10 protein-coding genes and 1 tRNA gene are annotated in these 12,470 nt (G+C 41.9%); 3 read left to right on the top strand and 8 right to left on the bottom strand.

Going from position 1 to position 12,470, the window contains the following annotated elements; genetic code table 11:
- Positions 1-117: 117 nt before the first annotated feature.
- From PAT01_RS09240 to PAT01_RS09215, 6 genes are all read right to left on the bottom strand, one after another.
- Positions 118-981, bottom strand: coding sequence for a universal stress protein (locus PAT01_RS09240; protein ID WP_024032571.1), 864 nt, complete (start codon positions 979-981; stop codon positions 118-120).
- Positions 982-1,065: 84 nt separating this feature from the next.
- A complete protein-coding gene (locus PAT01_RS09235) occupies positions 1,066-3,054 on the bottom strand; it encodes a tripartite tricarboxylate transporter permease (RefSeq protein ID WP_055255331.1) in 1,989 nt (662 codons plus the stop codon).
- Positions 3,055-3,128: 74 nt separating this feature from the next.
- Positions 3,129-4,241, bottom strand: a complete 1,113-nt coding sequence (locus PAT01_RS09230) for a Bug family tripartite tricarboxylate transporter substrate binding protein (RefSeq protein ID WP_024032569.1) — start codon at positions 4,239-4,241, stop codon at positions 3,129-3,131.
- Between the two features lie 332 nt (positions 4,242-4,573).
- Positions 4,574-5,677, bottom strand: coding sequence for a 4-oxalomesaconate tautomerase (locus PAT01_RS09225; RefSeq protein WP_054983682.1), 1,104 nt, complete (start codon positions 5,675-5,677; stop codon positions 4,574-4,576).
- Between the two features lie 42 nt (positions 5,678-5,719).
- Entirely contained in the window at positions 5,720-5,902 is a 183-nt protein-coding gene (locus PAT01_RS09220) for a hypothetical protein (RefSeq protein WP_054983681.1), read from the bottom strand.
- A gap of 190 nt (positions 5,903-6,092) precedes the next feature.
- Positions 6,093-7,418, bottom strand: coding sequence for an OprD family outer membrane porin (locus tag PAT01_RS09215; RefSeq protein ID WP_154945379.1), 1,326 nt, complete (start codon positions 7,416-7,418; stop codon positions 6,093-6,095).
- A gap of 272 nt (positions 7,419-7,690) precedes the next feature.
- Here PAT01_RS09215 and PAT01_RS09210 point away from each other — a divergent pair, with 272 nt between their 5' ends.
- From PAT01_RS09210 to PAT01_RS09200, 3 genes are read left to right on the top strand one after another with little or no spacing between them, the layout of a single operon-like run.
- The gene (locus tag PAT01_RS09210; RefSeq protein ID WP_029774040.1) at positions 7,691-8,362 is read left to right on the top strand and encodes a response regulator transcription factor; all 672 of its coding nucleotides are present in this window, start codon (positions 7,691-7,693) and stop codon (positions 8,360-8,362) included.
- The gene (locus tag PAT01_RS09205; RefSeq protein ID WP_154945378.1) at positions 8,355-9,800 is read left to right on the top strand and encodes a sensor histidine kinase; all 1,446 of its coding nucleotides are present in this window, start codon (positions 8,355-8,357) and stop codon (positions 9,798-9,800) included. The genes PAT01_RS09210 and PAT01_RS09205 overlap by 8 nt, the downstream gene beginning before the upstream one ends.
- Positions 9,797-10,864: an ABC transporter substrate-binding protein gene (locus PAT01_RS09200; protein ID WP_154945377.1), complete on the top strand. Its 1,068-nt coding sequence runs from the start codon at positions 9,797-9,799 to the stop codon at positions 10,862-10,864. The genes PAT01_RS09205 and PAT01_RS09200 overlap by 4 nt, the downstream gene beginning before the upstream one ends.
- 158 nt (positions 10,865-11,022) lie before the next feature.
- On the opposite strand, the gene PAT01_RS09195 is transcribed toward PAT01_RS09200, so the two are convergent.
- Positions 11,023-11,112, bottom strand: a tRNA-Ser gene (locus tag PAT01_RS09195).
- 167 nt (positions 11,113-11,279) lie between these two features.
- Entirely contained in the window at positions 11,280-12,320 is a 1,041-nt protein-coding gene (gene nadA, locus PAT01_RS09190) for a quinolinate synthase NadA (RefSeq protein ID WP_004589501.1), read from the bottom strand.
- Positions 12,321-12,470 lie beyond the last annotated feature (150 nt).

Raw genomic sequence — 12,470 nt, 5'->3', positions numbered from 1 at the left:
ACCCATTAACTTTTATTATTGTAATGGTTAGTTTTATCATATGGAGCTTTAATAAAAAGCCGATATTGAACGTAAATATCGGCTTTTGGGTAAAATTTAGTTTTTAAGCTTTAAGTGTTATCGCGCCATAAGTATTGGCAAGGTGGTGTTTGCTAGCATGTAGTTAGTCATACCACCAAAAATTTGCTCATGGATTCGCCTGTGAGTAAATGCGCCCATCACCACTAAATCAGCATTATGCATTTGCGCTACCGACATAAACGCTTTAGCAGTCGATTGCCTGCCATTATTAAATGTTACAAATTCACTTTTAATATCGTGCTGGGCTAAATATTTAACTACTTCATGGCCGTTTGGCATTTTATCGGCGCTACTTGCGCTGGTGCAAATAACAACCTTTTTAGCTTGTTTTAAAAGCGGTAAACTGTAAGTGAGCGCGCGCGATACCTCGGTACTGGCGTTCCAACCAATCACCACTGTTTTTATATCAAAGTGGGTCATTTGCCGTGGTACCAGTAATATAGGTTTACCACTTCGCATTACCGATGCCTCAAAGGTCGAGGTTGATTTACCACTTTTAGACTGCGGAATAATAATTAAATCAGCAACTTTGCCTTGCTCTGCAATTATTTCGCTGCGCACACCTATATTAATATGCCATGAAGCGCTTGGGTGCGTGGGATGCTCTGCGCTGTCATCAGTGTATTTAACTTGCTGCTGGGCACATAAACTAACAAATTCGGTTTTTAAATTTGCCGATTCGGTTGTTGCAAAGCGCCCTGCTACAGAGTCTAACTCTTTTACCAATTTAGTTGGTAAGCCAAGCTGCCCTGTTGGCAAAAAGCGTTTTGGGTCTAAGTGCGTGTGATAAACATCAAGGTGCGCATTAAAATACTTAGCAACGGCTAAGCCTCCTTTTAAGCGCTCTGTTACATGCCCACTTGTAGAAAGCGGCATTAAAATAAGCTTAGGTGAAATCATAATTATATCCTTCTTAAGCCAGTGCCTTTTAGAGCGAATGTAAACCGTGCTAAGCGCTGCTTGTTTTGCTTAGCACGGCGGCGTTTACAGCTGCGTAAAGCTTGCCACTTCTTGTAGGTAACCGCTTGGTAAATCTAATACCATAAAGTGCGATAAAGTAAGTAAGAATGCTAACGCACACACTGTCAGTGTTAATGTTCTAGCAATTGATATACGTGCTTTTACAAGTAAAAATATTATGAAAAACAACGCTATCGAAATCACATAGCCCAGTAAAAAACACCCAGCTAATAAGCCACACAGCCAAAATACATAATGCCAAAGGCCAGTCACGCTTGAGTCGTTTACATAGCCCGCAGAGACCTCATTATCGTAATTTACAGCATCGTCTACTTTATTAAGTAGCAGCTTGATCAGCACAACAGCAGAGAGTATTAACATGAACGAGCAAACCACGGCAGGAAATACTCCTCCTAAAAATGTGCGTTGGAACGAGTCATACAAACCGTATGCAAACACTAAACAAACAAAGCCAGAAAACGCGATTTGTGGTTTAAGGTTAGTTGGTTTTACCTCAGCATTAGCCGTGTTTTTATTGGCTTTTTCTTTTTTAGCAGCCTTAATAGAGTGGCGTGCTGCAAAGAAAATAGAAAGCGCGGTTAATGCACCAATAATAATCACGCCCGGTTTTAATAAAAACTCTATGCCGTCAAACTGAATAGCTTGATAAAGGTAAGTTTCCATGCCGCTTGCCAGTACAAAACCAATTAAAAATGCCGGTCGTGGCCATCCAAAGCGCTTCATTAATATGCCTAAAATACCAATGCCAATAAGTGCGACTAAATCACCTAAATCACGGGTTGCCTGAAACGCCGCAAAAAAGATCACCATAACCATAAATGGTGCCATGAGCGTGTAAGGAATAGTTGTTACTTTTGCTACCCATTTAGAAATTAGTAAACACGCGCCCGCGCCAATTACATTAGCAAGTGCCAGTGACCATACAATGGTGTAAGTAACATCAAGGTCAGTGGTGATCATCGCAGGGCCTGGCTCTAAGCCAATTAAAACCATACCACCTAAAAATACAGCCATGCTGCCAGAGCCTGGAATACCAAATAATAAGGTCGGAATTAAGCCACCGCCTTCTTTGGCATTATTTGATGACTCAGGGGCAATAACACCGCGTATGTCGCCTTTACCAAAGTTTTCGGTGTCTTTAGAGGTTTGCACCGCATGACCATAAGAGATCCAATCAACTACGCTGCCACCTAGGCCAGGTAGTGCGCCAACAACACAGCCAATAGCAGCACAGCGCGTGGCTAGCCATTTATTTTTAACAACATCTTTTACGCCTTCAAACCATCCACTACCCAGCTCGGAAGCTTCTGAAATAGAGCGGTTTTGACGCAGTAAATCGATAATCTCAGGTAATGCAAATATACCTAAACCAACAACCACTAACGGAATCCCATCCATAAGGTAACCGTTATCAAATACCATGCGGTATTCACCGGTTGCAGGAGCACCGCCAAGTGAGCCTAAACATAAACCTAAGCCACATGCGCTTAAGCCTTTTACTAGGCTATTACCGGCCAATACACCCACCATGCTTAAACCTAGTAAAGTAAGCATAAATAATTCGGCCGAGCCAAACGCTAAAATAACGGGGCGGGCAATCAGTACAAACAGCGTTAAAATAATCGCGCCAAAAAGGCCACCAAATAATGACGAAGCAAACGCTGCTGAAAGCGCACGCGCTGCTTGACCCTTTTTAGACAGTGGGAAGCCGTCAAGCACTGTGGCTTGTGAGCCACTGGAGCCTGGAATACCCATTAATACAGAGGTGAAGGTGTCAGAGGTTGGAATAACCGCCACTAGGCCAATAAGCATAGCAAGCGCTGAAATTGGGTCCATACCATATAAAAATGGCAGTAATAACGATAAACCCGCTATGCCGCCTAAACCCGGAAAAATACCAATCAGCAAGCCTAAAAAAACGCCGCCGCATAAATACATTAAGTGTGTGGGGGTAAGAATAGTTTGTAGCGCAATTAAAAATGCATCTAACATACTGCTCTCCTTAGATTAAAAAAGTGGCTCACTAAATGCGAGCCACTGTGTGTACAACAAATCAACATGGCTTTTTAAAAACGCGCGTTGTAGTTTTCGGTTAGGTAATTTCTTACCCATTGTTTGTCAGTTTCAGAAATTGTCAGTGCTGAACTCAGTGTGTTTACTGCATCTTCGTTTACAAGTTGTGGGTATTGGCCAAGTACTAATTCAGACTCTTCTTTAAAGTTGTCTTGATCAATGACGCGCTGTGCTGCATTGCGCCACTCTGCAATAACGTCATCTGGGGTGCCTTTAGGTAAAAACAGTCCTTTTTGCGCGGCAAAACCGGCTACAAAAAAGGTTTTCCATACGTTGTATTCAACGCCTGTTGGCTTTTTACCGTGAATCATTTCGTATACTTCGCCTACGTGTGGTAAGTCAGGAAACGTTGGGTCGCGTACAATTTTGCCTTCTTTATTAAGTACGCCAAACGACATAAGCGGTATCGCTTTGCCTTCATCAACTAGCGGCTGTACTTTTTTTAAGTAGGCAGAGGTAGTTTGAAAGTCGATATCCACCTCGCCACGTTCAAACGATAAACGCGCACTGCCACGGCCTTTCATACCAAAAATGGCGTGAATGTCTAAATCAAGCATGTCGAAGGCTAATAACCCAACCAAGTCCATTGACGCGGCGCGTTGGCTACCAAATTTAAGTTTTTGACCCTGCAATTTGGCAAGCTCTGATGCGTTTTTAATACCCAGCTCTGGACGCACATATACCACCGCACCTGTCGGTGTGGCCATAATCACGTTCCAACGTTTTACTTCGTATCTAACGCGTGAATCGCCAAGTAAATAAGGGATTTGTGTAGAGGCAGAAGTACTAAATACATTTAAACCATTTGCTTTAGCGCGGCGCTCAAAGCGGTTAGCACCTTTGGTAGAGCCACCACCTGGAATGTTTTTAACCACAACCACAGGTTTACCATTTAAATGCTGAGAAAAACGTGGGCCAAAAAAACGTGCCCATGTGTCAGAGCCGCCACCTTCTTTAAAAGGCACAACCCACTCTACTCGCTCACCATCAAAGCTTACTTCGTCGTTATTGTTTGCATAAGCTGAGCTGATACAAGTGCTTGCTGCTAACACAACAAGCATTGCTTTTAGTCGATTAGGTGCAAAAGTACTTAATTTAATCTTCATAATTTGACCTCTGTTATTCGCTGCAATTATTTAAATAGGTCCTAATAACGTCATTGCATCTATTACGTAGATGAAAGTATTTCGTTAAAAGAAGTTAACATCAGCTAGACTAATAGCCGAAACTGTCATCTACCTGTCATCGATGCCAAACTATCCATTAATTTAAAATTATTTATAAGGCATTGTTTTTAAATAAAAATAAACTTTGTCTTATTTATTTAAAGCATAAAAAAAGCGATAACAGACAATCTGCTATCGCATTTTCGGTTGGTTTACTAAGGCTTAACACCAATTCGCTTAATTAAGTGAGCTATTTTGCCCATTGGTATAAGTTAAGCTATTTTGCTTTCATCCCATACTTTTGCAGGTATGTGTACTTCACCTTTAAATAACATTCTGGCTGTGCGCATTAGCCCCGCCGATTTTATATCTAGCGTGTCGTTTTCAAAGCGCCCCTCAAGTAGTAAATCTATTTTACCGCTGGGGTGTTCAACTACTATATTTTGCTGCTCTGAGCTTTGTGGGGTAATTAAGTCGTACGCCACACTGCCTGGCAACATGCAACTAACACTCACGCAAATTGCCCCAGTAACAGAATGGCTGGTATGGCAATTTTGCGGCACAAAGTAGCGCGAAGTTATCGTACCGCCAAATTGCGGCACCGACAGTAAACCGACTTTAGGAATGACTTTTCCGGTTGCATCGCCAAGGCCCATTTTTAGTGACGCCTGCAGGCGAATGCTTTCTATTTTTTGCAGTAACTCTGTATTTGCATCAAGCTCTTGTTTAGTTTCAGAGCCTTTTACACCCAGTGATGGTGCAGGTATTAGTACCATTGGCATGGCAGCATCCACACAACTTACTTCTACGCCATCAAAGGTATCGCGTGCAGAGCCAGTAGGCAGTAATTCACCGGTTTTAGTGCCACACACATCAAAAAACTTAAGTAAAATAGGAGCCCCAGAGCCTGGTACGCCATCAATGGTGGCATCTCCTTCGTACTCTACAAAGCCGTTAGGCGTTTGTACCACAACTTCAATCAGGGTATTGGTATTTACATTTTTAACCCGTACCGTTGTTTCACCGTCGTTTGCAGTAACCAGTCCGTATTCAATTGCCAGAGGTGCTGCACCAGATAAAATATTGCCACACGAAGGGGTTATATCGACTTCATTTTGCTCAATAGCAACTTGCGCAAATAAGTAATCAATGTCTGCATCGGGGTCGGTTGAGCGTGAAATAATGGCCGCTTTACTGGTTAGTGAGTTTCCTCCACCAACGCCGTTTACTTGCAGCGGATCGCCTGAGCCCATTGCTGCAGTTAAAATTTCTTTGCGTTTATCCCACTCTCTCGGTAAATCGTTGGCTAAAAAATAAGTCCCGCGAGACGTTCCGCCGCGCATAATGACACAAGGTATTTTTTTTTGAATAGTCATAATAATCCAGCTTCTAAATCAATTTAAATGAGCAGTAACGGGTTAGTTATTACTTAAAATAACCACGCACTCTTGCACTTGCTCTTGCTTACTTTGCAAAGATTGAGGGGCAAAATTAGTATTACTTGTTGCACTCGCAGCCGTGGCTGTTTGTTGGCTATTTGCACGAAAGTGAATGGCTCTCGGCGTAGGTTTTAACTGAGGTGTAGCGTGTGTTGAGTTCATCGTTTCGCCCTTTCAATGCAATTAAAAACAAGTAACGTCGTTATCAAAACGTTGCCCTTTTTTTAAGAGTAAGGAGCCAAACTGTCACTAACCTGTCACGAAATAAAAATTGATTAAAAAATAACTTTTAAAAATTAAAAAACGCGCAGCATTTTCATGCTGCGCGTTAAAAGCCAATCGAAGGGGGCGTTTAAAACTTAATGGTGTAATCTACATATACACGGTGATCTGCTCTGTCTCCTTTTACACCATCAACACTGCCAGTTTCATCTGTGGTGTAATCTAAAAATAACCAACGTAGGCTTAAGCCTTTTACAGCCGCTACTTTGTAGCGTGTATCAATGGCCCAATATTTTTCATCGGCTGTGCCACCTGCTTTACCTAAGCTTGAATTTTCTGCATCGCTGCCGCTGGTGTAATAAAACTTTGTGGTTAAACCCGGTGCCACTGCTTTTAGGTCAACACCTAAGCGAGCCTGCCAAGTTGACTCATTTTGGTTTGTTAAATCGGCACCAATTAATGAGCGCGTGGGAAACGGGTTAGTCCCGTGATCGCCGCTAAAGTTATCTTCAATCCAAGCATCGTTCACTTTGGTAAATGCGGCGCCTAGTGTCCAAATATCTTTTTTCCAATTGGCATCTAGGTAATAGGCAAAACCATCGTTTTCACTTTTAGTAACGCCGGAAACCGCACCGAGTGCATCTTCATCATCTAAATCGCCACCCTCTGCGCCGGTTACAAATAAATCGCCATCGTCTTGTGAGGTAAATACGCCGCTTGAAAGGGTTAACTTACTGTGATCGAGCTTTATAGCGTAACTGCCTTTAAGCCCAAGCTTTGATAAGTAGTCATGAGAGTTTAAATACTCCGCGTCTATTTTTAGCGCGTCTTTTTTGTAGCTTGCGCCCACACCCCAAATAACACTAATTGCGCCGTTATCTGACTGGTCGGTAGAAAAATCTTCCCACTTGTCGTCGTGGCGGCGGCTCCATTTATCGTAGGCGTAACCATATACTTTGGTATTACCAAACTTGTAGTCACCAAATACACCTCTAAAAGTATTGGGAATTGCGCGGCTACCCGAGCTTTTTAACAACATGCTTTTGGTTTTTTGCCCGCCTATTTTTACATGGCCATTGTCGCCAAGTTTAACGTCGATAAAATATTGACCAAATTTAGAAAAACTATCGTCAACGCCGCCTTTTTCATCCCCTGCGGGTAAAATATTATTTTGTGCGCTGCCGGTTGAGTTGTAATTAAGTACGGTATAAGTAGAGACACCCATGCTAATTAAGTCATTAAAATAGCCCGATTGATAATTGAGCTCTATGCCTTGTGCAAACGTTGCGTCGTCGCTGGCGTCGTTATCGTAATCGCGGTCAAAGTAAATTGACCTTAGCTTAATATTAAATTCGTCTTGCTCTGTAAGCCCATTAAAAGAAGCGTACGAAGGAATAGAAACACAAGTTAATACTGCGCCTGTTACTGCAAATATTTTAGAGAACTGTTGAGCCATAGTTGTCTCCGCTACCTTGTTTAATTAAATTTATAGTTGTGTGTAGTGTGTATCAGTTTATTCATGTTGCAATTTACACGGCAAACCTGTCACAAACCTGTCACAAGATAATTACATTTTAGGCAATTGTATTTTTTGGCTATTAAATTAAAACTATAGCTTATCTTGCTATAAACGAAGGCATTTGTTTATTGTAAACGTTGCAGTAATTGTTTAGTGTCTTGCACAACTTAAAATTATATTTTTTAATTGCGACTTTGCGGGTGTGCTTAATGAGAATTTTAGCAGTTGAAGACGACGAAGTGTTAGGAGAAGCAATTTGCCAACGTTTCACCAAAATGGGCCAAGGTATAGACCTTGTAACCAGTGGTGATGTGGCTAATTCGCTGTTAAAACGCCATGAGTACGACCTTATTTTACTTGATTTAAACTTGCCCAATTTAAACGGTGAGCAAATATTAAAAAAGCTCAGGGCTCGCTCATCAAATACGCCTGTATTAATTTTAACGGCACGCGCTCAAGTAGAGCACCGTATAGAATTACTCGACTTAGGCGCAGACGATTACCTCACTAAACCCTTTGATTTTGGCGAATTAGAAGCCCGTTGCCGCGCCCTACTTAGGCGTAACCAAGGCCTAGGCAAAGACATTATAAGTTATGGCAATCTCGATTTTGACCGAAAATCATGCACGGTCACTATTGCTAAAGAACTTATTGATTTAAAACAACGAGAATTTAGGTTGCTAGAAATATTTTTAACGCATCAAGGCAAAGTGCTTAATAAAGATGAGTTACTCGATCACTTATATTCGTTTGACGACTCACCCAGCCCCAACGCCATAGAAACCTACGTAGCAAGGCTTCGTAAAAAGCTGGTAAATAGCAGTGTTGATATAAAAACACTGCGTGGTTTAGGCTATCTTTTAGCAGAGCCTAATGAGTAGCAAAACCCTCCCCTCTATTCGCCGGCAGCTGCTTACAATAACCATTGCTTTAATGGTTATAATTACACTTATAACCTATTTTATGGCTAATAATTACAGTAAAAACGCCGCCCAAATTTCATACGATAGACTACTTGCCAGTGCTGCTTTACAAATTTTTGAAAATACCCACATTGATTACCACGAAATTGTTGTTGATTTACCCAGCGCTACATTCGAAACTCTCTCGATGGCCTCAAATGACAGATTGGTGTATCAAATAACACAAAATCAAGGCGAGCACTTAACCGGTTACAATGGCTTATATCAACACATTTTACAAAAAGCCGACACCCAGTGGCAACGTGCAGAGTATGACCCGCGAGATAACCTACTGATACAATTTTGGGAAGGTGATTACAAAGGCGAAAACTACCGCTTTATTTTACTCTCAGATAAGCTTTATGAAGTGGGTGAATCGTTTGATGTAAATATTTTAATAGGCCAAACCACCCAAGCTCGCGATCAGCTCGCCTATGAAATGAATTTAAATGTAATACAAATGGTTATTTTAACGTTTGTAATAGCTATTGTGCTTATATTACTGGGAGTAAATCAAATTTTGCGCCCTATTTACAGCATAAATAAAAAAATACGTCGGCGCTCCCCCACTGATCTACGCCCTATTGATATGTCGGTTCCTAAAGAAATGGCCGATTTAATTTCAACCATTAACCATTTTATATCGCAATTAGAAGTCTCGCTTAATCATTTAAAGCGCTTTACCGGCGAAGTCGCCCATCAAATAAGAACGCCCCTAGCAGGCCTTAAAAGCCAGGCGCAAAATGCCATTGAAGAAAGCGATGAAAAAATAAGAACAGAGCAGTTAAATCGTGTTTTATATTCAACAGATTTACTCGACAGCACCGTTACGCAACTGTTCAACCAAGCCACTCTTGCGCACCGCTTTCATAGCCAGCCTTTAATAACGCTTTCGTTGCCGGAGCTGGTAAAGTCTGTGTGTAGAGATGTAGCGGTATCGGCGATTCAACGCGGCGTGATCATCACATATCAAGGTGATGATAATTTAATGATCAATGGTGATTCGTTTGCACTTAGCCAAATGCTACGCAACATTTTAGAAAACGCGATTAAATTTAGCCCGCAAAACAAAGAAGTTAATGTGTCTACCGAGCTTCACAGTACAGACAGTGGCTACATAGCCCGATTATGCGTGGCTGATCAAGGCGTAGGTGTACCCGATGCGCAAAAACAACATGTGTTTGAGCGGTTTTACAAAAGTAAAGGCGACCCACGTGCCGGCAGTGGCCTAGGCTTAAGCATTGCAAAGGAGGTAGCAGAGCATCATAACGCTGCTATTAAGCTGCTTGATAACACCCCGTCGGGGCTTATTTTTGAAATAAACTTTCCGTTAATGCTGACCGAGGACGAACATTGAAACTTTTATCGCTGATTTATATTGCCGTTGTTTTTACGTGCTTTGTAGGCTCGCCATTCGTTGCAGCAAAAACCCCTTTAGTATTTCCGGCACAAAGCGAAAATAAATCCGTGCTTAAAATATATGGCGGCGCTGACAAAATGGAAATTGCCCCTTTTTTATCGGCCTTTCAAAAAAAATACCCTTTTGTACAAATTGATTACTACGAGCTGAGTACTTTCGAAGTGTATAGCGAATTTTTAGCCGACGTTAAAAACCCGCCCGACGTGTTATTAAGTTCAGCAATGAACTTGCAGGTAAAGTTAGTTAACGATGGTTACGCACACCCTTACAGCTCTGAGCAAACAAATAAGCTTCCTGCATGGGCTAAATGGCGAAATGAAGTATTTGGCTTTACCTATGAAACAGCGGTAATTGCATTTAATAAAGAATTTTTAGGCGAAGAGGTCGCACCAAGTAGCCGCAACGAATTATTAGAGCTAATTCGTAGGCGCAGTGAGCAAATTAAAGGCCGCATTGGCATTTACGATATTACTCAAGTGGGCATAGGCTATTTGCTGTGGGCTCATGACCGCGAGCAAAGCTCAAGCTATGGCCGAATGCTTGAATCGTTTGGCTATCACAGCACGCGTGTATTTAGACGCAGCGCCGACATACTCAAGGCACTTTCAACGGGCGAGCTCACTGTTGGCTATAACATATTAAGCTCTTATGCGCGCACATGGGCGGCGCAGCACCCTAATATTATTGTGGTGCAACCTAAAGACTACACCTCGGTTATTATGCGCAGTGCCATTATTCCTAAAGATGCTAAAAATGTAATTGGCGCACAGCTGTTTATTGATTACTTAGTGTCTGTACAAGGGCAAACAGACATGGCCAACTTTACTAATTTTGAGCCAATAAATAACGAAGTAAGAATTAAGCATAAACATTTACTTGATATATCAGAAGGTCAGCTGCGCCCCGTCCCCCTTGGCATAGAAATATTAGTGATAGACGATCAGATGAAGCGCCAAATAATCATTCAGGAATGGGAAAACGCGTTATTTGAGTACCAATAAATTCGGGACTTATACCATGTCACTTACTTAAAGGAACGACTTTAAGGGCCGATTGAGATTACCCACTAAATACATGCCTATTAGCGTATAACTAAGGTTTGGGCAGCAGGCATTAAAAAACCCAGTTATTGATATTCAATAACTGGGTTCAAGAATGATGGTGGAGGAAGAGGGATTCGAACCCTCGTTAGGGATTAACCTAAACACACTTTCCAGGCGTGCGCCTTCAGCCACTCAGCCATTCCTCCACGGTGTTGCTTAGCAACAGCGCGTTATAGTATGAAATAGGTTACACAGGTGCAAGGTCTTTTTAAATTTGTGCTGTTAAGTGTCTAATAATCAATCAGCAATTTACTTTAGTTATAAAAAAACGGCTAAACCTTAGGGTTTAGCCGTTTTTTATGCATTAGGCTAATTACTTAGCCATGCTAGCTGTAAAGTCTAACATGCGATTAAGTGACTTGAGCGCGCCTTCGCGTAAGTCCATATCTACAAACACTTCTTTACCACGGGGGTCTATCAGAGCTTCTTCTATCGCTTTTAAGCCATTCATTGCCATCCACGGGCAATGTGCACAACTTTTACATGACGCGCCCTCACCCGCTGTTGGGGCTGCAAAAAACTCTTTTTCTGGGCATAGCTGCTGCATTTTGTAAAAAATACCGCGGTCTGTCGCTACAATAAACTTATCGTTATCCATTGTTTGCGCAGCTTTTATTAGTTGACTGGTTGAGCCAACCGCATCTGCCAGTGCCACTATTTCTGCAGGTGACTCTGGATGCACCAATACACCCGCGTCTGGGTGCAGGGCTTTCATATCTTTAAGCGCTTTTGTTTTAAATTCATCGTGTACGATACATGCGCCGTTCCACATGATCATATCGGCGCCAGTATTTTTTTGAATGTAGCTACCAAGGTGTTTATCTGGGCCCCAAATAATTTTTTCACCTTGCTCATCTAGGTGCTCTACAATTTCAAGCGCGCACGATGAGGTTACGATCCAATCTGCACGGGCTTTAACCGCTGTAGAGGTGTTTGCATACACTACAACTTTACGATCAGGGTGCTGATCGCAAAACGCTGAAAACTCATCAATAGGACAACCAATATCTAACGAACACGTTGCTTCTAGCGTTGGCATAACAACTGTTTTGTTTGGCGTTAAAATTTTAGCGGTTTCACCCATAAAACGTACGCCTGCAACGATGATCATGTCTGCATCGTGGCGAGCACCAAAACGTGCCATTTCTAATGAGTCGGCAACACAGCCCCCTGTTTCTTCGGCAAGTGCCTGAATTTCAGGATCTGTGTAGTAATGGGCTACCAGCACTGCATTTTTATCTTGCAGTAGTTGTTTAATACGTGCTTTATATTCGCCTTGCTCGTCTTTAGTCAACGGCGCTGGCTTAGGAGGAAAGATATAACCTTCAGGCATAATAGTTTGAGCTAGACTCATGTTCTCGACCACTTCATCTACAGTGCATTAATTACGGCAAATTATACGAGAATACACGGGCAAATAACAGCTATCTGGGCATGCTGTTTATAAATAAAAATAAGAAACTGATTTAAATAAAATAAGAGAAGAGTTGAGATTTTTTAGAAG

Source organism: Pseudoalteromonas atlantica (assembly GCA_007988745.1).
Classification (GTDB): domain Bacteria; phylum Pseudomonadota; class Gammaproteobacteria; order Enterobacterales; family Alteromonadaceae; genus Pseudoalteromonas; species Pseudoalteromonas atlantica.
Note: the sequence above shows the minus strand (reverse complement) of the source record. Positions and strands in the feature narration are given on the sequence as shown.